The sequence below is a fragment of the Burkholderia sp. 10_S31 genome, assembly GCF_056930375.1.
This window is the reverse complement of sequence record NZ_JBXOWK010000001.1, coordinates 1,343,541-1,366,194: the sequence shown is the minus strand read 5'-3', so window position 1 is coordinate 1,366,194 and position 22,654 is coordinate 1,343,541. Positions and strand designations below refer to the sequence as shown.

Annotated in this window: 19 protein-coding genes; all 19 read right to left on the bottom strand. The window is 65.8% G+C overall.

The window, feature by feature from the left end; all coding sequences use genetic code 11:
- Nucleotides 1-84: 84 nt before the first annotated feature.
- Complete coding sequence (gene purF / locus AC1Z3W_RS06200; RefSeq protein WP_057923929.1) at nt 85-1,617, bottom strand: amidophosphoribosyltransferase; 1,533 nt, start codon at nt 1,615-1,617, stop codon at nt 85-87.
- A gap of 52 nt (nt 1,618-1,669) precedes the next feature.
- Nucleotides 1,670-2,164, bottom strand: a complete 495-nt coding sequence (locus AC1Z3W_RS06195) for a CvpA family protein (RefSeq protein ID WP_483507263.1) — start codon at nt 2,162-2,164, stop codon at nt 1,670-1,672.
- Between the two features lie 6 nt (nt 2,165-2,170).
- Nucleotides 2,171-3,019 (bottom strand): SPOR domain-containing protein, encoded by an 849-nt coding sequence (locus AC1Z3W_RS06190; protein WP_175824448.1) that lies wholly within the window; start codon nt 3,017-3,019, stop codon nt 2,171-2,173.
- A 29-nt stretch (nt 3,020-3,048) separates the two neighbouring features.
- Complete coding sequence (gene folC, locus AC1Z3W_RS06185) at nt 3,049-4,359, bottom strand: bifunctional tetrahydrofolate synthase/dihydrofolate synthase (protein ID WP_057923932.1); 1,311 nt, start codon at nt 4,357-4,359, stop codon at nt 3,049-3,051.
- 101 nt (nt 4,360-4,460) lie between these two features.
- Nucleotides 4,461-5,333 (bottom strand): acetyl-CoA carboxylase, carboxyltransferase subunit beta, encoded by an 873-nt coding sequence (accD, locus tag AC1Z3W_RS06180; protein WP_057923933.1) that lies wholly within the window; start codon nt 5,331-5,333, stop codon nt 4,461-4,463.
- Between the two features lie 64 nt (nt 5,334-5,397).
- Nucleotides 5,398-6,213 carry a tryptophan synthase subunit alpha gene (gene trpA, locus AC1Z3W_RS06175; RefSeq protein ID WP_057923934.1) on the bottom strand — a complete coding sequence of 272 codons (816 nt, stop codon included), beginning with the start codon at nt 6,211-6,213 and terminating at the stop codon, nt 5,398-5,400.
- A gap of 85 nt (nt 6,214-6,298) precedes the next feature.
- Nucleotides 6,299-7,150 (bottom strand): DNA-methyltransferase, encoded by an 852-nt coding sequence (locus AC1Z3W_RS06170; RefSeq protein WP_483507262.1) that lies wholly within the window; start codon nt 7,148-7,150, stop codon nt 6,299-6,301.
- Nucleotides 7,151-7,159: 9 nt separating this feature from the next.
- Nucleotides 7,160-8,353, bottom strand: coding sequence for a tryptophan synthase subunit beta (gene trpB, locus AC1Z3W_RS06165; RefSeq protein WP_124832391.1), 1,194 nt, complete (start codon nt 8,351-8,353; stop codon nt 7,160-7,162).
- 55 nt (nt 8,354-8,408) lie between these two features.
- Nucleotides 8,409-9,110: a phosphoribosylanthranilate isomerase gene (locus tag AC1Z3W_RS06160; RefSeq protein ID WP_483507261.1), complete on the bottom strand. Its 702-nt coding sequence runs from the start codon at nt 9,108-9,110 to the stop codon at nt 8,409-8,411.
- On the bottom strand, nt 9,107-9,919 hold the full coding sequence (gene truA, locus AC1Z3W_RS06155) for a tRNA pseudouridine(38-40) synthase TruA (RefSeq protein WP_483507260.1): 813 nt from the start codon (nt 9,917-9,919) through the stop codon (nt 9,107-9,109). The genes AC1Z3W_RS06160 and truA overlap by 4 nt, the downstream gene beginning before the upstream one ends.
- A complete protein-coding gene (locus AC1Z3W_RS06150) occupies nt 9,919-11,967 on the bottom strand; it encodes a FimV/HubP family polar landmark protein (protein WP_483507259.1) in 2,049 nt (682 codons plus the stop codon). The genes truA and AC1Z3W_RS06150 overlap by 1 nt, the downstream gene beginning before the upstream one ends.
- Nucleotides 11,968-12,516: 549 nt before the next feature.
- Nucleotides 12,517-13,638 (bottom strand): aspartate-semialdehyde dehydrogenase, encoded by a 1,122-nt coding sequence (gene asd / locus AC1Z3W_RS06145; RefSeq protein ID WP_057923940.1) that lies wholly within the window; start codon nt 13,636-13,638, stop codon nt 12,517-12,519.
- An 82-nt stretch (nt 13,639-13,720) separates the two neighbouring features.
- Complete coding sequence (locus AC1Z3W_RS06140) at nt 13,721-13,840, bottom strand: 3-isopropylmalate dehydrogenase (protein WP_124628490.1); 120 nt, start codon at nt 13,838-13,840, stop codon at nt 13,721-13,723.
- Between the two features lie 120 nt (nt 13,841-13,960).
- Nucleotides 13,961-15,028, bottom strand: a complete 1,068-nt coding sequence (gene leuB / locus AC1Z3W_RS06135) for a 3-isopropylmalate dehydrogenase (RefSeq protein WP_057923941.1) — start codon at nt 15,026-15,028, stop codon at nt 13,961-13,963.
- 78 nt (nt 15,029-15,106) lie between these two features.
- Nucleotides 15,107-15,757 (bottom strand): 3-isopropylmalate dehydratase small subunit, encoded by a 651-nt coding sequence (gene leuD / locus AC1Z3W_RS06130; RefSeq protein ID WP_057923942.1) that lies wholly within the window; start codon nt 15,755-15,757, stop codon nt 15,107-15,109.
- A gap of 65 nt (nt 15,758-15,822) precedes the next feature.
- Entirely contained in the window at nt 15,823-15,969 is a 147-nt protein-coding gene (locus AC1Z3W_RS06125) for an entericidin A/B family lipoprotein (protein WP_057923943.1), read from the bottom strand.
- A gap of 3 nt (nt 15,970-15,972) precedes the next feature.
- The gene (gene leuC, locus AC1Z3W_RS06120) at nt 15,973-17,382 is read right to left on the bottom strand and encodes a 3-isopropylmalate dehydratase large subunit (protein ID WP_057923944.1); all 1,410 of its coding nucleotides are present in this window, start codon (nt 17,380-17,382) and stop codon (nt 15,973-15,975) included.
- 434 nt (nt 17,383-17,816) lie between these two features.
- Nucleotides 17,817-20,159 (bottom strand): KAP family P-loop NTPase fold protein, encoded by a 2,343-nt coding sequence (locus AC1Z3W_RS06115; protein ID WP_483507258.1) that lies wholly within the window; start codon nt 20,157-20,159, stop codon nt 17,817-17,819.
- A gap of 309 nt (nt 20,160-20,468) precedes the next feature.
- Nucleotides 20,469-22,166, bottom strand: coding sequence for a phage integrase family protein (locus AC1Z3W_RS06110; protein ID WP_124498476.1), 1,698 nt, complete (start codon nt 22,164-22,166; stop codon nt 20,469-20,471).
- Nucleotides 22,167-22,654: the final 488 nt, after the last annotated feature.

Here is a 22,654-nt window from a genome sequence, read left to right as displayed (position 1 = left end):
TTGGGAAGTCGCCCCGCGTCCGCAAGCTGAATCAAATCGACGCAAGGCCACATCCTATCACGCTTCATCGGAAGCGCGCCGGCATCACTCGACCGACAGTTGCAGGTTCATCTGCGAACGCGCGGTATCGCCCGCCGTGTCGCGATCGGCCTGCGACGCCGGTGCGAGACGCGCACGCTCGATCGCATCGAGGTACTCGGGCGTCACGGCGCCGGTGATGTAGTTGCCGTCGAAGCACGACGCCTCGAAGCGCTCGAGCTTCGGGTTGATGTCGCGCACCGCGCGGCGCAGGTCGTCGACGTCCTGATAGATCAGGTGGTCGGCGCCGATGATCTTCGCGACTTCCTCGTCGGTGCGGCCGTGTGCGACCAGCTCGCCGCGCGTCGGCATGTCGATGCCGTACACGTTCGGGAACTTCACGGGCGGCGCCGCCGACGCGAAGATCACCGACTTCGCGCCCGCATCGCGTGCCATCTGCACGATCTCGTGCGAGGTCGTGCCGCGCACGATCGAGTCGTCGACGATCAGCACGTTCTTGTCCTTGAACTCGATGCTCATCGCATTGAGCTTCTGGCGCACCGACTTCTTGCGCACGGCCTGGCCCGGCATGATGAAGGTGCGGCCGACGTAGCGGTTCTTGAAGAAGCCTTCGCGATACTCGACGCCGAGCTTCGCGGCGACCTGCATCGCGGCCGGACGCGACGAATCGGGAATCGGCATCACGACGTCGATCGGCACGTTCGGCAGCTCGCGCTTGATCTTCTCGGCGAGGTAGTCGCCCATGCGCAGGCGCACGTTGTAGACCGGCACGCCGTCCAGGCACGAATCCGGACGCGCGAGGTACACGTATTCGAACATGCACGGATTCAGCGTCGGGTTCTCCGCGCACTGCTGGCTGTGGAAGTTGCCGGCCTTGTCGATGAAGATCGCTTCGCCCGGCTGCACGTCGCGCACGAATTCGAAACCGATGCCTTCGACCGCCACCGACTCCGACGCGACCATCCATTCGGTGCCGTGTTCGGTCTCGAGCTTGCCGATGCAAAGCGGGCGAATGCCGAACGGATCGCGGAAGGCGAGCAGGCCGTAGCCGGCGATCAGCGACACGATCGCGTACGAGCCCTGCAGGCGACGATGCACGCCCGCGACCGCCTTGAACACGGCGGCCGGATCGAGTTCGAGGCCCGTCGTCGCCAGTTGCAGCTCGTGCGCGAACACGTTGAGCAGCACTTCGCTGTCGGAATTGGTGTTGATGTGCCGGCGGTCGATCCGGAACATCTCATCCTTCAGCTGTTCCCAGTTCGTCAGGTTGCCGTTGTGCGCGAGGATGATCCCGAACGGCGCGTTCACGTAGAACGGTTGCGCCTCGGCTTCGCTCGACGCCGAGCCGGCCGTCGGATAGCGGACCTGGCCGATGCCGAAGGTGCCGGGCAGGCTGCGCATGTTGCGCGTGCGGAACACGTCGCGCACCATGCCGTTCGCCTTGTACATGTGGAAATTGCTGCCGTCCGCCGTCGCGATGCCCGCTGCATCCTGACCGCGATGCTGCAGCAGCAGCAGGCTGTCATAGATCAGCTGATTGACCGGGGATTGGGAGATAACACCTACGATGCCGCACATGGCATGTCCTTCAAGATGACAAAATCGGTTCCGTCCAGCCCGGTACGCGTCGTCACACGCGCACGTACTGGGCCATGCCGTTGGGCAGGAGCTGCTTCAGCTCGTGCACGCCCTGTTCGGCGATAGGACGCAATAGCGCATTGCGCCAGAAATCCTGTTTGGGCAATTCGGTCAGCCCGGCCGCCGCGACCAGCAGCACCACCAGCACGCAGCCGCGGACGAGCCCGAACATCATGCCCAGCGAGCGATCGACCCCGCCGAGGCCCGTCGCCTGCGCGATCCGCGACAACAGCGCGTTCCCGACACCCGCGACGAACACGACGCCGATCACGATCAGCGCGAACGCGAGCACCCACTGTGTCAGCGCACCGCCCGGCCAGTTCGCCGGAATATACGGCACGACCAGTCCGACATAGCGGGCCGCGATCACGACCGCCGCGATCCAGCCGATCAGCCCGAAAATCTCCGAGACGAAACCGCGCCATGCGCCACGCAGCGCAGACAACGCGATCACCGCCAATACAGCGTAGTCGAAAGCCGTCAGCATCGCACGTTACTGCGTGAGTCCGGCTTCGCGCACCTTCGCGATCGCGGCGGACGCCGCCGCGCGATCCGCAAACGGGCCGGCACGCAGCAGTGTAGCCGTGCTGCCGTCCGCCTGCTTGCTATGCTCGACATATGCGGGCACGCCCGCCGATTTCAACTTGGTGGCCCACGAACGGGCCGTCGCGTCGTCCTTGAACGAGCCGAGCTGCACCGCGAAGCGCGCACCGGCCGGCGATGCCGGCGACGACGCGTCGCCGCTGTCGGCCGCCGCGTCAGCGTTCGCGACCGTCGCGGGCGCCGGCTTCGGCGCGACCGGCTTCGCCGCGGGAGCGGCCGCGGCCGGCTTTGCAGCAGGCTTCGGCGGCGGCGCACTTGCCGTGGTCGTCGAGGTCGTGGTATCGGGCTTCGCGGCCGGCTTCGCCGCATCCTTCGCCGCAGGCGCGGGAACGGCCGCCACGGCAACATCGGAGGCCGGCGGCTCGTCGTGCGCGACACCCGCCTGCACGTCGGATGCGTCGTCATCACGCGGCGCGACCGCCTGGTGCGCGGGCCGGTTCGGGATATCGATCGCGATGTCGTCCGTGACCGGCTTCGGGTGCGAATCGAGCACCATCGGCAGCACGATCACCGCGGCGACGACGAGCGCGATCGCGCCGACGAGCCGCCGGCGGGCGCGTTGCTTTTCAGGAAGGGTCGGATCGAGGAGCAGTGCGTCCGATTCCGGACGCTCGGTGCGGCGTGTGCGTCGCTCGACGCGTTCAGTGCGCTCCGTGCGCACGTTCCGGGAGGCCCCGGTACGACCGCCGCGCCGCGGGGGCGCGTCGTCGTCTTTCTTGCCGAACGAGAAAATTCCCATGAATGGCTGAGTCCGAAACTGCCCGTCAGTCAGTGTTGCTGCGATTTCCGGTAGGCCATCACACCTGCCACCGTATGGAAACTGCCGAAAACCACGATTCTATCATTCTCGGATGCTCTTTTTAGTGCATCGCGAAACGCTTCCGCGGGCGACGCGAACCGCGTCACGCTCGAATCGGCCCCCTCCTCCACGCCCGCCTTGCGCAACGCGGCCTCGAGCTGCTCGGCGCTCGCCGCGCGCGGCAGCGGCAGATCGGTCACGCACCAGTGGTCGATCTCGCCCAACAGGCGCCGCAGCACGCCGTCGATGTCCTTGTCGTGCATCGCGCCGAACACCGCGTACGTGTACGGGAAGAAGCCCATGTTGCCGAGATTCTGCTCGAGCACGGCAGCCGCATGCGGGTTGTGCGCGACGTCCAGCACGATCGCCGGCTTGCCCGGCAGCACCTGGAAGCGCCCCGGCAGCTCGACGTTCGCGAGCCCGAGCCGGATGTCCTGCGCGGACACCGGGAGCACCGGGCGCAGCGCCTCGAGCGCGGCCAGCGCGGCCGACGCATTGATCAGTTGATTCGCGCCGCGCAGCGCCGGATACGCGAGCGCCGGATAGCGCTTTTCGCGGCCGAGGTAACTCCATTGCTGGCGCTCCGCGCCCGGCTGAGCTTCGTAGCGGAAATCGCGACCGACCAGCCACAGGTCGGCGCCGATCGCGTCGGCATGGTCGACCAGCGTGTTCGGCACGGCGGGATCGCCGCAGATCGCCGGCTTGCCCGCGCGGAAGATCCCCGCCTTCTCGAACGCGATCTTCTCGCGCGTGTCGCCGAGATATTCGGTGTGATCGATGTCGATGCTCGTGACGATCGCGCAATCGGTATCGATAATGTTGACCGCGTCGAGCCGGCCGCCGAGGCCGACTTCGAGGATCACGGCGTCGAGCCCACGCGATGCGAACAGGTGCAGGATCGCGAGCGTCGTAAATTCGAAGTACGTGAGCGACACCGGCTCGGGCAGCGACGTGCGCGCCGCTTCCACGGCTTCGAAGTGCGGCAGCAGTTCGGCATCGCTGACCTGCTGCCCGTTCACGCGCGCGCGCTCGCCGAATTCGAGCAGGTGCGGCGACGTGTGGCAACCGACCTTGTAGCCCGCGTGAACGAGGATCGCCTCGAGGAACGCGCAGGTGGAGCCCTTGCCGTTCGTGCCGCCGACCGTGATCACGGGGCACGCGAATTCGAGCTGCAGCGCCGCCTTGACCTGCCCGATGCGGGTGAGGCCCATGTCGATGCCGACCGGGTGCGCGCGTTCGAGATGCGAAAGCCACGCGTCGAGAGTGGGAAAAGTGCTCATCGGATCAAATCTGAATCGGTACCGCCACTACGCCAAAAAAACGAAACGCGCCGCCCGGCGCTTCAGCCGGGCGACGCGCGCAGTTCACCACGCCGCGCCAATCAGGCCAGCGCGTCGGCCGGCTGTCGCTGCAGCAGCGCGAGCAGCTGCGCGATCTCGTCGCGCATCCTGCGGCGGTCGACGATCATGTCGATCGCGCCCGTCTTCAGCAGGAATTCCGCGCGCTGGAAGCCTTCCGGCAGCTTCTCGCGCACCGTCTGCTCGATCACGCGCGGGCCGGCGAAGCCGATCAGCGCCTTCGGCTCGGCAATCACGACGTCGCCGAGGAACGCGAAGCTTGCCGACACGCCACCCATCGTCGGGTCGGTCAGCACCGAGATGAACGGCAGCTTGGCTTCGGCCAGCTTGGTCAGCATCGCGGTGGTCTTCGCCATCTGCATCAGCGACAGCAGGCTTTCCTGCATCCGTGCGCCGCCCGATGCGGTAAAGCAGATGAACGGCACGTGCTGTTCCAGCGCATTCTGCGCGCCGCGCGCGAAGCGCTCGCCGACGACCGAACCCATCGAGCCGCCCATGAACGAGAACTCGAAGCAGGCCGCGACGACGGGCAGCGTGTGGATCGCCCCGCCCATCACGACCATCGCGTCGGTCTCGCCCGTCTCGTCCATCGCTTCCTTCAGACGATCGGGATACTTGCGGCTGTCCTTGAACTTCAGCGAGTCGACCGGCACGATTTCCTGGCCGATTTCATAGCGGCCTTCCGGATCGAGCAGCCCGTCGAGACGCTCACGCGCGCCGATGCGCATGTGGTGATCGCACTTCGGGCATACGTGCAGGTTCGCGTCCACGTCGTTGCGGTACAGCACGGCTTCGCAGGACGGGCACTTGACCCACAGGCCTTCCGGAATGCCCTTGCGGCTTTTCGGGTCGGTCTGCTTGATCTTCGGCGGCAACAGTTTGTCGAGCCAGCTCATCGTATGGTTTCCTGTTCCGTGGCGGGGCGGGCCAATCGGCCCGTTCCCGCTTCCTGTGTTGTGTTTATCGCGCCGCCTTGCCGGCGCCGTCCAGGGCAGCGCGCAGCTCGGCGATGAACGTCTTCAGCGCGGCGGCGGCGCCTTCCGGCGCGGCGCTCTCGAGCAGCTGCACCAGGCGGCTGCCGATCACGACGGCGTCCGACACTTCGGCCACCGCGCGCGCCGTTTCGGCGTCGCGGATGCCGAAGCCGACGCCCACCGGAACCGGCACGCGCGACTTGATGGCCGGGATTTTACCCGCAATGCTCGAAACATCCAGATTTCCGGCGCCGGTCACGCCCTTGAGCGACACGTAGTACACGTAGCCGCTCGCGATCTTGCCCACGTCGGCGATGCGTTCGTCGGTCGACGTCGGCGCGAGCAGGAAGATCGGATCGATCTGCGCGGCACGCATTTTCTCGGCGAACACGCCGGCTTCCTCGGGCGGATAGTCGACGACGAGCACACCGTCGACACCCGCCGCCTGCGCTTCGGTCGCGAACGTGTCGACGCCCATCCGCTCGATCGGGTTCGCATAGCCCATCAGCACGACAGGGGTTTTCTGGTCGGTTTCGCGGAAACGCTTCACGTCGGCGAGCACGCTCTTCAGCGTGACGCCGCGGGCGAGCGCGCGCTCCGACGAGCGCTGGATCACGGGGCCGTCGGCCATCGGGTCCGAGAACGGCACGCCGAGCTCGATCACGTCGGCGCCGCCTTCGGCGAGCGCGTGCATGAATTCGACGGTCTTCGCCGGATCGGGGTCGCCGGCCGTGATGAACGGGATCAGGCCCTTGCGGCCTTGTTCGGCGAGTGCGGCGAAGGTCTGCTGGATACGATTCATGGCAATTTTCCTTTGTCGACCGGAGTTAGCGCTTTAGCGCTTACTCCGGTCCCATGCAAAGCAGCGATCGGCGCTGCGGCGCGACTCACGCGCACGCCTGCGCGGCGAGCACGTTCACGCGCTCGTGCGCGATCGCGCAATAACTTTCGTTGATCTCGTAGCCGACGAAGTCGCGCCCCTGCCGTGCGCAGGCCACCGCGGTCGTGCCGCTGCCCATGAACGGATCGAGCACGCGGCCGCCCGGCGGGCAGCTTGCGAGCACCATCCGCTCGATGATTTCCAGCGGCTTCTGGGTCGGATGATCGACGCGCTCCGCGTGCTGCCGATGCAGGCGCGAGACCGACCAGACGTCCTTCGGGTTGCAGCCCATCTCCAGCCACTTGCTGCCTTCGAACAGCTTGCGCGAGCGGGCCTTCTTCGTGTCGGCGTCGTACGGGATGCGGACCGGATCGAGATCGAAGTAATACGCTTTGGAAACCGCGAAAAAGCCGATGTTGTCGTGCACCGACGTGAAACGGCGCGTCGTGCCGCCCATGCTCGGCACGCGCCGGTCCCAGATGATCTCGTTGACCATCGTGAGCTTCGTCTTCAGGAAACTGAAGATTTCCGGCGCGTACTGCCACGTGCAGAAGATATACATCGACCCGCTCGGCTTGAGCTTCGGAATCGCGAGCTCGAGCCACTCGCGCGTCCACGCGAGGAAATCGTCGCCCGAACGCTTGTCCGAGTCGTTGCCGTAGTCCTTGCCGAGCCCGTACGGCGGATCGGCGACGATCAGGTCGATCGACGCATCCGGCAGGCGCGCGGCTTCGGTCATGAAATCGCGGTTGTGCAGTTCGATCCCGGACGGCAGTGCGCGCGACACGGCGACGGCGGGCTGCCCCGCTTCCGCTTCGCTCGCGGCGCCGCCGCCCGGTTGTTCGATCAGATCACGCATCGGTCGGGGTCAGAGCGCGATGCCCGATCGCTCGGCGACCGTGTGCATGTCCTTGTCGCCGCGGCCCGACAGGTTGACGAGCAGGATCTTGTCCTTCGGCAACGTCGGCGCGAGCTTCACGCCATACGCGATCGCGTGGCTCGACTCGAGCGCGGGGATGATCCCCTCGATCCGGCAGCAGTCGTGGAATGCCTTCAGCGCCTCGTCGTCGGTGATCGGCACGTACTGCGCGCGGCCGCTGTCCTTCAGCCATGCGTGCTCGGGGCCGACGCCCGGATAGTCGAGGCCCGCCGACACCGAATGCGTCTCGATGATCTGGCCGTTGTCGTCCTGCAGCAGATAGGTGCGGTTGCCGTGCAGCACGCCTGGGCTGCCGGCGATCAGCGAGGCCGCGTGACGGCCGGTGTCGAGGCCGTCGCCGGCCGCTTCGACGCCGATCAGCTGCACGGAGGTATCGTCGATGTACGGATAGAAGATGCCCATCGCGTTCGAGCCGCCGCCGACGCACGCAATCACCGCGTCCGGCTGCCGGCCGGCGAGTTCCGGCATCTGCACCTTGCACTCGTCGCCGATCACGCGCTGGAAGTCGCGCACCATCGCCGGATACGGGTGCGGGCCCGCGACCGTGCCGATGATGTAGAACGTGCTTTCGATGTTCGTGACCCAGTCGCGCATCGCTTCGTTCAGCGCGTCCTTCAGCGTGCGCGAACCCGATTCGACCGGCACGACCGTCGCGCCGAGCAGCTTCATCCGATAGACGTTCGCGGCCTGGCGGCGCACGTCCTCGGCGCCCATGTAGACGATGCACTCCATCCCGAAGCGGGCGCAGATCGTCGCCGTCGCGACGCCGTGCTGGCCGGCGCCCGTCTCGGCGATCACGCGCTTCTTGCCCATGCGCTTCGCGAGCAGCGCCTGGCCGATCACGTTGTTGATCTTGTGCGCGCCGGTGTGGTTCAGGTCCTCGCGCTTCAGGTAGATCTGCGCGCCGCCGAGCGTCTCGCTCCAGCGCTGCGCGTGATAGATCGGCGACGGACGGCCGACGAAATACTTCAGTTCGCGCTCGTATTCGGCGACGAAATCGGGGTCGTTCCGGAATTTCTCATACGCGGCGCGCAGTTCGTCCAGCGCGTGAATGAGCGTTTCGGCGACGAACACGCCGCCATACGGGCCGAAGTGGCCGCGATCATCAGGAAGGTTGTACATGGTGTCACTCTCGATCGGTCGGCGCGCCCCGCTGTCGGGGCCGCACCGGCTTGCATCACCCGGCGTCCGCTTCGCGCACCGCGCGTACGAACGCCGCCATTCGGGCATGATCCTTCACGCCCTTCGCGCCCTCTACTTCGATGCCACTCGAGACATCGACAGCAAACGGGCGCAACTGGCGAATCGCATCACCGACGTTTTGCGCGTTCAAGCCACCACTCAAAACGGCCCGATGCGCGAGCTCTGCGGGAATAAGTGACCAATCGAAGACCTTGCCGCTACCGCCGTAGTCCGGCACCAGGGTGTCGAACAGGAGGCCGCGCGCTTTCGAATAATGAAGAGCCGATTCTACCAAATCGGACGGCTGCGTCGAGGGGCCGACGCGCACCGCGCGCAACCACGGCAGGCGGGCCGCGCGACCGAGCGCATCGCACTGCTCGGGCGTCTCGTCGCCGTGGAATTGCAGCACCGTGAGCGGCACGTCGCGCACGACCGCCTCGATCTCGGCTTCGGTTGCGTTCACGAACAGCCCGACCACCGACACGAACGGCGGCGCGAGGCGCGCGAGTTCGGCCGCCTGCGCGATCGACACCGAGCGCGGGCTCTTCGGGTAGAACACGAGGCCGATCGCGTCGGCGCCGAGTGCCGCGGCATGCAGCACGTCCTCGGGGCGCGACAGGCCGCACAGCTTGATGCGCGTGCGCGGCGGGAGGCCGGGCGCGGCGGAAGTCGAAGGAGACACGGCGTGATCCGTCATGATTGTGGGTCCAGATCGGCCCAGACGCTGCTCCACGGCACGCTGCCGAGCTGCGCGGGCGGGACGGCGAATTCCGCCGGGTAGCCGACGTGGGCCAGATACAGCCCGTCGGCCATGAACGTGGGCGCGGCGAGATTGCGGTCGCGTCCGGCCAGCACGTCGACGAGCCAGTCCGCCGGATGGCGGCCGCGCCCGACCGCGACGAGGCAGCCCATCAGGTTGCGCACCATGTGGTGCAGGAACGCGTTCGCGCGGAAGCGGAAATGAATGAAGTTGCCCGCGCGCCGCACGTCGATCTGGTACAGGTGTTTGACCGGCGTCTTCGACTGGCATTCCGACGACCGGAACGACGAGAAGTCGTGCTCGCCGATCAGGTGCGCGGCGGCCGCGCGCATCGCGTCGTCGTCGAGCGGGGTGTGGATCCAGCCCGCACGGCCGGCCAGCATCGGCGAGCGCACCGGATGCACGTACAGCGCGTAGTAGTACGTGCGCTCGAACGCCGAGAAACGCGCGTGGAACGTGTCAGGCATCGGCTTCGCCCACTGCACGGAAACCGTCGGCGGCAGGAACGCGTTGGTGCCGCGCACCCACGAGAAATCCGCGCGGTCGAGCTCCGTGTCGAAGTGCACGACCTGCCCGAGCCCGTGCACACCCGTGTCGGTCCGCCCCGCGACCGTCGTGTGCAGCGGCACGCACGCGAATTCGCCAAGCGCGTGCTCGAGCGCATCCTGCGCGGTCTTGCCGTGCGGCTGCGCCTGCCAGCCGCAGAACGCCGCGCCGTCGTACTGAATCCCCAGCGCGATCCGCATCACGCCTCTTCCGCCAGTTTCGCGAGCAGCGCACGCGCATCGTCGCGCGTCGCGGCGTCGTTCGCGTCGATCACTTCCTGCAGCAGCGTACGCGCGCCGGACACGTCGCCCAGTTCGACGTACTCGGACGCGAGATCCAGCTTGTTGCGGGCAATGCGCGCGAGTTCTTCCGGCGTCAGCGCGGGCAACACGGCACCCGGCGCGGACGGCAGGTCGAGATCGAAATCCAGCTTCAACGCGCCGAACTGCGCGCCGCCGAGCGGCGGCAGCGACGACGGCGCGGACGCGCCGACTGCGTGCGATGCGGGTGTAGCCGCATCCGGATCCCAGTCGAACTCGTCGTCCTGGTCGGCACGGTGTTCCCGTGACATTTCACCCGCGCCAACGGGCGGACGCAGCCCGGATTGACCGTTAGTTGCGATTTTATCGCTTTCGGCTTGCCCTTCCCATGCGGCCGATTCATTCGCCTTACGCGGCGGCAGCGGCATGTCGAGGCTGTTGAGCGCGCTGATCGCGTTCTGCATCAGCGCCGCATGCTGGGTGTCGTTTGCCGAAGGCGCTGCGGGCGACTGACGCGGCTCGTCCGCGGCCGTTTCCGCGACAGGCTTCACGTCGTACGAAGCCGGCGGTGTGTCGTGCACCGGCGCGGCGTGTGCGAACGGCGCTTCCGCTTGATCCGCTTGCCGCTTCACCGCTTCCGGCGGCGACGCGGCATCGGCTTCGTGCGTATCGACCGCCTCCGCCGCTGCCGCGGCAGTCGCGATCAGATTCACATCGGCGGCCGCATCGCGGGCAATCGGCGTCTCGGGGAGGATCGGCGGCAACGGTTCGACAGGCGACGACGACGCGCCAGCGTCGGCGGCAGCCGTCCCGCCGGATTCCGGGGTGACCGCGTCGGCAGTTCGTGCCTTCCGGCGCTTGCGCCACGCGAAGCCGGCCGCGAGAACGACCACGGCCGCGCCGGCCACTGCAGCCGGACGCCAGTCGATCTGGTCCGAACCGCGTGCGGGCGCGGCAGTCGTCACCGGCACGGCTGGCTGCACGGGCGCCGATGCAGGCTGAACCGCGCTGGCGGCCACGCCGGACGCCGCTTCGCTCGCAGCCGGAGACGACGCGGCAGCCGATGCGCCTGCGTCATTCGCCGCGGGGCGCGGCGCAGCGGGTGTCGGAGCCGGCGTGGGCACGGGCGTAACGTTGCTCGTCTCGGCCGGCTTGCCGATCCCGTGTTTCTGCAGCTCCATCAGCACGCGGTTCTTCAGCGCAAGCAGTTGCTGCAGACTCGACGGCCGCGGCTGCGACGCGCCCGCGACGGGTGCCGCAGCGGATGATTCATGCATGCCTTGAACAGAGCCGCCCTGTGCGGACTGGGCAGCGGCTTCGCTTGCGGACGACGGTGCGGACTGGATCGCGCCGCTCCACACGTGCGGCCCGCTTGCGCCGGCCGCAGTCGCTTCCGGCTGAACGGGCTCGACCGTAGACGCGCCATGCGCGGCGGACGCGACGATCGAAGCCGAAGCCGCCGCCGCGACGCTCGCGCCGCTGACCGGCGCCGTATGCGTAGCCGATGCAGCCGGCGCCGTTTGCCCGACTGACCCCGGGTGCGGCGCGGACGCGCCATGCTGCGCGGCTGCAGTCGTGCCCAACGCGGCGGCCGGCGCAGATGCTGCCGATGCCCCGGATACCCCGGCCGGCACGAGCGCCGCGCCCGTCGCGTCGAGCGCCGGCACCGTCAGCGTCGCGCCGACTTTCAGACGGCTCGGGTCATGCTTCATGAACGCCTGCGGATTGGCGTCGAACAGCGCACGGCCGGCGCGCGCGAGCACGCCCGGGTCATGCGACTGCGTGGCCGCTTTCGCGAGGTCGTTCAACGACTGGCCTGGCTGAACCGTCACGTTGAACGGCGCGGGGCCGCCGGCAGCGGACGCCGGCAGGTCGCCGGTGCCGGCCGCCCAGGCCGACGCGGCTGCGCCGAGCGCCAGGATCGCCAGCGCGCCACGCACGGCGCGCGACAGACGGGACTGACGCGGAAACAAGGAAATTCGGGACATCGTAGGCTCTATCGCCGCGCGCGGGCGCAGCTCGAATCGCATAGGGAAGCGTCAATAAAGTCGCCGCAGAAATGCAAAAGCGTCGCGCGGAACGCGACGCTTTTGGCGGCTCTGCGCGTCGTAACCGCATAGTTTACTTCACACGATCGGGTTCCGGCCGAATTCGTCGCCGACACATGCGCGCCGTCCGCTTCCATGCATCGGCACGACCGCTAACCGCGCCGGGCCGCCCGGTGTGCGAATCGCACGACTACCGCACCGCCGCCCCACAACGAACCGTGCACAACGGATCTATCAAGAAATGGGCATCAACCGACGAAAATCCGGACGACAGCATCGCTCCTCAGAATGAATTCGGCCCCGATACTGCACGTCGCATCATTTCCTCGTGTCAATGGAATTGCTACAGGAAAGCCCGGCCGCGCAAAACGATTCGGGGCTTTCGCGCGCGTGCGGCCAACGCCGGCCAATAAAAAACGCCTGCCGCCCCCAAAGGGACTGGCAGGCGTTTCGCCTCGCGCGCCGACGGCGCGCGGCGCGGTCCGATCCTTACTTGTCGAGCAGGATGCGCAGCATGCGGCGCAGCGGCTCGGCCGCGCCCCACAGCAGCTGGTCGCCGACCGTGAACGCCGACAGGTATTCACCGCCCATCGCGAGCTTGCGCAGGCGACCGACCGGGACCGTCAGCGTGCCGGTGATCTTCGCCGGCGACAGATCGCGCATCGACGCTTCACGCTCGTTCGGCACGACCTTAACCCAGTCGTTCGCCGACGCGAGGATACCGTTGATTTCGTCGAGCGGGACGTCCTTCTTCAGCTTGATCGTGAGCGCCTGCGAGTGGCAGCGCATCGCCCCGATCCGCACGCACAGACCGTCGACCGGGATCGAACCCGGCTCGCCCATCGCCGGCTTGCCAAGGATCTTGTTGGTTTCCGCGCCGCCCTTCCACTCTTCCTTCGACATCCCGTTGCCGAGATCCTTGTCGATCCACGGAATCAGCGAACCGGCGAGCGGCACGCCGAAGTGGCTCGTCGGCATCGCATCGCTGTTCATCGTCGCCAGCACGCGGCGGTCGATGTCGAGAATCGCCGACGCCGGATCGGCGAGCTGTTCCTGCACCGAACCGTGCAGCGTGCCCATCTGCGACAGCAATTCGCGCATGTTCTGCGCGCCCGCGCCCGATGCGGCCTGGTAGGTCATCGCCGTCATCCAGTCGACGAGGTTCTCGCGGAACAGGCCGCCGAGCGCCATCAGCATCAGGCTGACCGTGCAGTTGCCGCCGACGAAGTTCTTCGTGCCCTTGACCAGCGCGTCCTTGATCACGTCGAGGTTGACCGGATCGAGGATGATGACCGCGTCGTCGTTCATCCGCAGCGACGAAGCCGCGTCGATCCAGTAGCCGTTCCAGCCGGCCGCGCGCAGCTTCGGGAACACGTCGTTCGTGTAGTCGCCGCCCTGGCACGTGATGATCACGTCGCACTTCTTCAGCTCGTCGACGTTGGTCGCGTCCTTGAGCGTAGTCTCGTTTTTCGCGAACGACGGCGCCTTGCCGCCCGTGTTGCTGGTGCTGAAAAACACCGGTTCGATCAGGTCGAAATCACCTTCTTCCTGCATGCGCTGCATCAGCACGCTGCCGACCATGCCGCGCCAACCTACGAGACCTACGTTCATGACTAACCCTTTGAATGGAGCTTCCCCGCCATTTCCGCCCCCGGCGTGACCGCGCGGGGAAACAGGCGGGCACGACGGACGATCAGCGTTTAATGATCGTTTTCGTGGTAATGGTTTTCGTGATGACGATGGCGCGCGTACCCACACGGGCAGTGTTGCCGTGGAGTTTCAGGACCGGGGAGATCAGGGAAATCAGCGCCATCGTTCGAGTCTACACAAAGCCGGTTGCCCGCACAACGGCCAACCATGCGCGAACCGGCCAATTTCGCGGCCCGTTCGCGCCCTTTCTACATTAACTGCCGTACTTCATCGCCGTTGCGCGTTACAGCGCGGCGATCACCGCGTCGCCCATCGCCACCGTGCCGACCTGCTGGCAGCCCGGCGTCGCGATGTCGCCGGTGCGGTAGCCTTGTTCGAGCACCGTTTTCACCGCGCGCTCGATGCGATCGGCCTGCTCCGCGCGATTCAGCGAATAGCGCAGCATCATCGCGGCCGACAGGATCGTCGCGAGCGGGTTCGCGATGCCCTTGCCCGCGATGTCCGGCGCCGAACCGTGCGACGGCTCGTACAGGCCCTTGTTGTTCTTGTCGAGCGACGCCGACGGCAGCATGCCGATCGAGCCCGTCAGCATCGATGCTTCATCCGACAGGATGTCGCCGAACATGTTGCCGGTCACGATCACGTCGAACTGCTTCGGCGCCTTCGCAAGCTGCATCGCCGCGTTGTCGACATACATGTGCGACAGCTCGACGTCCGCGTATTCCTTCGACACGTCGATCATGATGTCGCGCCAGAATTGCGACGTTTCGAGCACGTTCGCCTTGTCGACCGACAGCAGCTTCTTCGCGCGCTTGCGGGCCGCCTGGAATGCGACGTGCGCGATACGGCGCACTTCCGGTTCCGAATAGCGCATCGTGTCGAAACCTTCGCGTTCGCCGGCAAACAGGCCGTCCGGCGCGGCACGCACGCCGCGCGGCTGGCCGAAGTAGATGTCGCCGTTCAGTTCGCGCACGATCAGGATGTCGAGGCCCGCGACGAGTTCGGCTTTAAGCGGCGACGCATCGACGAGCTGCGGATAGCAGATCGCCGGGCGGAAGTTCGCGAACAGCTCCAGGTGCTTGCGCAGCCCGAGGATCGCCTGCTCGGGGCGCAGCGCGCGCTCGAGCGAGTCGTATTTCCAGTCGCCGACCGCGCCGAACAGGATCGCGTCCGCTTCCTTCGCGAGTTTCAGCGTCGCGTCCGGCAGCGGATGACCGCTCGCCTCGTAACCCGCGCCGCCGACCGGCGCCTGCTCGAGTTCGAACTTCTCGTCGAGGGCGTTCAGCACCTTGACCGCTTCGTTGACGATTTCCGGACCGATGCCGTCGCCGGGCAGCACTGCAATCTTCATGCGTTATTCCTGACTGGGTAGGTTTTATGGAGGCAGGCCGGCGAGCGCGCCCCTGGCGCGCCCGCCCGAAAGGCAATCTCAGCCGACCAGCTTGTTGTTGAGCCACGGCTGCTTCGCGAGCCGCTCGGCTTCGAACTGGCGGATCTTGTCCGCGTGACGCAGCGTCAGGCCGATGTCGTCGAAGCCGTTCAGCAGGCAGTACTTGCGGAACGCGGTGATCTCGAACGGATACTCGCGGCCGTCGCCCGTGCGCACGACCTGCGTGTCGAGATCGATCGTTACCTCGAAGCCGTTGAACGCGACCGTTTCATTGAACAGATGATCGACCTGCTGCTCGGTCAGCACGATCGGCAGCAGCCCGTTCTTGTAGCAGTTGTTGAAGAAGATGTCGGCAAAGCTCGGCGCGATGATCGCGCGGAAGCCGTACTGCTGCAGCGCCCACGGCGCGTGCTCGCGCGAGCTGCCGCAGCCGAAGTTCTTGCGTGCGAGCAGCACCGATGCGCCCTGGTAGCGCGGCTGGTTCAGCACGAAGTCCGGGTTCAGCGGGCGCTTCGAGTTGTCCTGGCCCGGCTCGCCGTGGTCGAGGTAACGCCATTCGTCGAACGCGTTCGGACCGAAGCCCGTGCGCTTGATCGACTTCAGGAACTGCTTCGGGATGATCGCGTCGGTGTCGACGTTCTCGCGATCGAGCGGCGCCACGACGCCGGTATGCACAGTGAATTTTTCCATGATCCGTCTATCCGGTTGAAGGGCCGGCATTCAGCCGGCGCACATCGACAAATTCTCGGCGGGCGTCAGTCCGCGGCGCGCTGCAGTGCGTTGCCGGCGGCATTGACGTCCTCGCCGAAGCCTCGGACGGTATTGCAGCCCGCAAGGCCGAAGCCCAGCCCCGCGAGCGCCAGCGCGGCAACCAGCCGCGCGATGAGCTTCGCTGCCGTCACGCGTTACCCCAGCTTGCGAATGTCGACGAAGTGGCCTTCGATCGCCGCCGCCGCCGCCATCGCGGGGCTCACGAGGTGCGTGCGACCGCCCGCGCCCTGCCGGCCTTCGAAGTTGCGGTTCGACGTCGATGCGCAGCGCTCGCCCGGATCGAGCCGGTCGGCGTTCATCGCGAGGCACATCGAGCAGCCCGGCTCGCGCCATTCGAAACCGGCATCCGTGAACACCTTGTCGAGCCCTTCGCGCTCGGCCTGCGCCTTCACGAGGCCCGAGCCCGGCACGACCATCGCGAGCCGCACGTTCGATGCGATGCGACGGTTCAGCTTCTTCACGACATACGCAGCCGCGCGGATGTCCTCGATGCGAGCATTCGTGCACGAACCGATGAAGATCTTGTCGACCTTGATCGACTCGATCGGCGTGTTCGGCTCGAGCGCCATGTAGGCCAGCGCGCGCTCCATCGCATCGCGCTTGACCGGATCCTTCTCGCGCTCGGGATCCGGCACGCGACCGTCGATCGACGTGACCATTTCCGGCGACGTACCCCACGTGACCTGCGGGACGATCTCGGCCGCGTTCAGCTCGACGACGCGGTCGAACTGCGCGCCTTCGTCGGACTTGAATTCGCGCCAGTACTCGACGGCCTGATCCCATTCCGCGCCGGTCGGCACGAACGGACGGCCCTTCAGGTAGTCGATCGTCGTGTCGTCGACGGCAACCATGCCCGCGCGCGCGCCGGCTTCGATCGCCATGTTGCAGACGGTCATCCGGCCTTCCATCGTCAGCGCGCGGATCGTCGAGCCGCCGAATTCGATCGCGTAACCCGTGCCGCCGGCCGTGCCGATCTTGCCGATGATCGCGAGCACGATGTCCTTCGCGGTACAGCCGCGCGGCAGTGCGCCCTCGACCTTCACGAGCATGTTCTTGCTCTTTTTCTGCAGCAGCGTTTGCGTCGCGAGCACGTGCTCGACTTCCGACGTGCCGATGCCGTGCGCGAGCGCGCCGAACGCGCCGTGCGTCGACGTGTGCGAATCGCCGCAGACGATCGTCATGCCCGGCAGCGTCGCGCCCTGCTCCGGCCCGATGATGTGCACGATGCCCTGGCGCACGTCGTTCATCTTGAACTGCGTGATGCCGAACGCATCGCAGTTCGCGTCGAGCGTGTCGACCTGCAGCTTCGAGACCGGATCGGCAATGCCGTGGCTGCGATCCGTGGTCGGCACGTTGTGGTCCGACACGGCCAGGTTCGCGCTGATGCGCCACACCGGACGGTGCGCGACGTTCAGCCCTTCGAATGCCTGCGGGCTCGTGACTTCGTGCAGCAGTTGACGGTCGATGTAGAGCAATGCCGTGCCGTCGTCCTCGGTGTGGACCACGTGGGTGTTCCACAGTTTGTCGTAGAGAGTCTGTGCCATGGGTATGCGGGGTCGTTGTGACTACAAGCCTTGCGGGATGCGGTCGATTATGCCACGCAGAATGCGCCATGGCGCAGGCCCCGCTCGAAAAAACCCATTAAAAACAGTGGTTTGGCAGGTAGTGCCAATACCTGTATCGGCATTACCCGGCAAACGGGATGTCGAACTTGATTAGAAGCGGATACAGCTCTCGACTAGATGCGGATACGGGTAGCCGCCACCGGCCCGGCACGCCCGCAGCACAACGCGTATCCGCATCTAATGAGATACGGCTTTGGCGTCAGCGGAAAAACGCACCCTCGTTTCCAGCAGCACGTCGATACGCAATCAGCAACGCCAGCCCTGTCGATTCAAGCAAATCTGCCCTCCTCCTCCGTCGAAATTCTCCCACGTTGGTTGGATAGCTTGGATTCGGCCTTGACATGGGCAACCGATTAGAAATCGAATGGATCGCGCTCTCTTAGTCCAAGCCATATATCAACAGAGCGACGCAGCGTTCGCAGAGCCTCCCCGTGCTCTGGAAATTCTGCGGGATCGAGCGCGTCGCACCTGACCTTGGCCACGTCAATGCCGACGAAGTCGTCGATCGTCTGTTTGTCGAATGTGTTGTGCGGTGTAGAGACTCTGTCGCCCCACGCGTGGACTGTACCTCGGCTCATCATGCGTGTGGCCATCCTTGCGAAGCCCTCGTCGGTCCGGATCGCCTCAACCATCCACTCGCGTGGTTCGTCCAATGAACCCGCATAGTCCCTCCATCGGTACAGGAGCGACATGAGATCCGGTTCGACGATCAGCGCGTCGACGTCCGCGGCGCGGCTCCTCATCAACCGCAGCCATTCGACTTTCATTGCCTCGACGGTATCAGTGTCGAGCGCCGGATCGAAGGCGTCGTTCTCTCCTTCCTTCCGATCGGCGGGATCGTTCAGATGAATCAGGATCGCAGCAATTGACAGCGCCTTGGTCTGGCGGAGCGCCTCAAGCGCCAGACCACCCCGCATACCTTCCGGCACCCGTTTCAGAAACCAGCTCGTCGCTCGCCATGCTGAAAGCCAGGGCGAATTGAAGGGGTCGCCGGCGCGCAGGCCAGCAAGCTTCTGGGCGATCCCGAACATCGCGGGAAGCAGCACGGCGGCGTTGTCGACCGGAAGGCGGTCGACGGACTCGTCGAACCTCGCGACGAGCGAGGGCAGAAGGCCGTCGGTCTCGACATCGGCGATCGCGGCAGCTAGCCCGTCCTCCGTCGCCGTCGCATCGAGGAACGCGACGAAGCGGCGCTCCGACATTTCGCCAGCCGCTGTCTGGAGTTCGAAGTAACGCGGGAAGTAGCGCCGGGAGCACACCCTCTTGGCTGTCAGCCACTTGAGCTGGAAGCCCTCCGCGTAGTTCGTGCCACCGTATGCCCATTCGAGTGGCGGAAAGAGGTCCTTGAGCACGTCCCGGGCGATGACGCGGCGCTCCTCCGGCACAAGCTCGAGAAGTCGCTCGGCCGCCGTCCTGTCCTCATCCCGCCGGCCATAGCCCGGGAAACGCCCCTCTTGGAGGACTAGTTCCCTCTCTCGGAACAGCGCCTCATGAAGGTCCGGCTCGAAGACCCGGAGCGCCTCCAGAAGAAGGAAGTCGACAATGTTGACCTCAAACACGTCGCCGGCCGCATGCAACGGTAAGTGCACAGCGATGGACGAGATCAATCGGCGCGCATCGCGCATGTTGCGCAATTGCGGCTGGATGCAGCCGACGAACGCGTTACCCCAACGCGTCTGCGAGAACCCATTCGCCTCCGTTGCATGCGTTCCCGCCAGCTCGGAGAGCTCTTCACCGAATATATGATGCACAATCGATACCGGAACCGCCGGTAGATCGAAGCTAGCCTGCACGACCTTTTCGAGGAAAGCGCGACCGTCACCGTCTGCGACCGGATCGAGCGCACGCTCTATGATGCTGGGTTGGAACAGGAGGACAAAGACGATGTTCGGCAGGTTGGCGTTAGCCTTCACCTGCCGGAGAAGCATCCTGATCTGCTCGGGCTCGAGCCGGTCGATGTCGTCGACGAAGACAACCAGCGGTCGGTCGAGTTCGCGAAGACGAACCTCCAGCGCATCGCGCACCTTGTCGAGCGGTTCGCTGCCGCGATCACGTCCGAGATGCGACAGTGCTCGTCCCAGCACGGGCGTGCCGATCGAGAGGAGTGCAAGACCAGTCGCCACCTTCGCTGCCGTCGGGAGGTCGAAGCCTATTGCCGAGGCGACGGCGATCACCGAGGCGTTCGTCAGCACTGTCGAGATAAGATGACTTGAGCCGCCCGCCTTTTTTAGCGGCGCGCTGGCCCCCGTAAGGATCGCGCCGTACCGTCGAAGCGCTTCGGCGCGGGCGAGCGCTGCCTTCGAATGTTCGCCTCCCAGACGATCCGCTATCTGTCCGAAGAGGGCACGGGCGATCGCATCGCCCGCACCCCACTGCCAGGGATTGAAGTCAAGCCAGTCGGCCCCGTCACTCCTGGCATCGAGCCGCTCGGTGATTAGGTTCTTAAGTGAGGACTTGCCGAAACCCCACCCACCTCGGATTGCGAACACCCTGCCCTCGCGCAAACTGAGTTCCGAGAGCACGCCGGCTATGCGGCCTGCGAAGTCCGCCCTTCTCAGGCGATCCTCGGAAGCAGTCCGGATCGGTGCCTCCGCACCGATCCCGCCGTCCGGCCGTTCGGTTCTTGCGGCCTCCGCACTGAGCCTCGCACGGCGACGGGCACGCCAGGCGGACAGACGGACAAGCAGTCCGGTCATCGCGCAGCGACGCCGATCGGATCGCCGGCGCCACTGACGGGGCGAAACGCTGACGTCGAAGTGTGAAGCGACGGCACTGGCATCGGGATAGAGACTCTCGAATGTCTCTCGCTACCTCTGCGTCCGCGACCACTCTCGAAACGTTTTCGACACATAGTTATATTCCCAGTAATACTCAAGGAGATCCCACCGCGTTTGCGCATCCTAGCTCTTCCCGTCCGCTAACGGCGAGTCAGCCGACATTAATCGAATGGGCAGCGAATGGCAGATTCGAGAGAGACGGCATGACGCTGGCTTTCCGAGGCCGAATTACCGCTTGACAGCCGCCGCACTGAAAGCTTGATCGAACTGCCTGGCTCGCTGCACCTCGTCACTATGCAGATAAGTCGACGTCGTCGAGATTGACGCGTGCCGCAGGTTGTCGCGGACCATGAGCAACTCAGCCCCACGCGCCAGCGCGTGCGACGCATGCGTGTGCCGCATCCAATGGGGGCTCGCGCGGCGCAACTTTTCGGCCGTCGCTGGCCGCTCGTCCTGGATCGCGTCGGCGACCAGCACGAAGAACCGCCGCAGCACGCGCCAAAGCCTCGTGCTTTCAATGCCAGCGCCGTCCTCCTCGAGGCTCGTGACCAACGGCATCGCCGGGTTCCAGCGACTCGGCGTGACCGGCAGCCCACGCTGAACGAGATACTGGTCAAGCGCGGTCCGAGCAAGCGACGGTAACGCCACCTTGCCCAGCTTGCCGCCCTTGCCGAGCACATGCAGCCAGTGATCGCCGTGCTCGTCGCGACGGACGTCGCCGAGCGTTGCGCCGACCAATTCGCTCGCGCGTAGACCGGTGGCGTAGCCAAAGTCCAGCAGGAACCGCAGGCGCTGCGCGGCCGGTACGCTCCAGCCGCATGACCACTCGAGGCCGTCGGCGAGCGTGCGGATGAGTAGCCATTCGCCTTCGGAGAAACCACGGGACACGTCCAATCCCGCACGCTGTGCTTGGCTCTTGACCTTGACGCCGGCGAACGGATTCGCGAGCACGTAGCGCTGTTCGACCAGCCAGCGAAAAAGCGCCGATAGGACATTCAGCGCGTATGCCGCCGAGCGAGCCGAGAGCGGGCCGGTGAACGGCCGCCATTCGAAACTATGCCGCGGCCTCGACGGCCCGACCCAGCGCTCGTGTGGCGTCGGCTTCCGCAAGAAGCCCCGGTAGGCGATCGCATCGTCCGTGTTGAGCGACGACAGCGCACGGCCACGCTCGACGATGGCCCAAAGGATCAGGCGTTCCGCTTCCTTGCGATAGGCACGCTGCGTGGCGACCGATTCATGCAACGCCAGCCAGGACTGGATCGCCTCGTAATCGTTCGAAGCGTTCAACAGGCAGGCGGCCTGCGGTGCCCGGAACTGCCCCTGCGAGCCGTCAACTTCGTGCGGCACGCGCAGTTGCTCCCACGGCACGATATTGCCAGTCGGCGCAGCGACGATCAGCGCCCGCGCCCGTTCGGCCAGCGCCGGATGGGCGGCGAAGAACGCCTCGATGCGGTGCGCTCCAGCAACACCGAGTCCGGCGATTGCTGCCCACCAACGTCGGCGCCGTGGAATCCGCACAGTCAGATCGGCCAGCGTCCGGATGCTGTGTGCATGCAGCGCCGCAACGATGCGCGGCGGGAACCACACTTCGAGCGGGTCGGTAATCGACGGCGTCGGCATGGGCTCGTTGCGCAGCGCTTCGATCGCACGGGCCACCCCATCGGCCGACGCTTTCGACGGGCGGTCGACGAAAACAGCAGCCAGGTCCGCGCGGTGACGCTGTACGGCAAACGCGACGAGTTGCCGGCGGATACGACCGAGGATGCCGCGCGACGACACACCGGCTTGCCGGCGGTCGCCCAGGTAGCGGGAAACGGCGGCCCGTGCATCCAGGCCGGCGTACCAGCCGCGCAGTGCCGCCAGCTCTGCCTCTCCCGGGAAGTCGGAACTGGTGTCGTCGACGGAAAGGACCTCACGCGTTTTCATGATTGCCAGTTTAGATCAAAAACGATTCTGGACCGATAATGTTATTTATCTGCCCATGTGCGCCAAAATTCCAACAAATTCCTTTCAAGCGTTGTGGTCAGGCGTCCAATGCGGTGGCGGGCTTTTCTAGCCTCCCGTCACTTTCGGCTCCGTCGCCCTTTCACTGCGCTATACCCTGGTCTAACGGCACCGACCACATTCGACGACCATGATTGATTTCACGGAAGAGCAGATAGCAGCCAGAGAGCTCCGAAACACCGCCTACCACGAAGCGGGCCACAAGATGCTCTACGAGCGCTTCGGCGGTGCTGGCGACGCAGTCGTATGGAAAAACGAGAGTGGCAATTCAGACGAGAGCGCTTGGCTCGGCCAGTTCCGTCCCCGCGTTTCACCATGGGTTTGCCGCTCCCCAGCTACCTGCGAACTGGAAGGTGCTCGTCGGTATGGCTGGCCTGTTGGCCGAAGAAATCCTGAGCGGCGAGACGGAT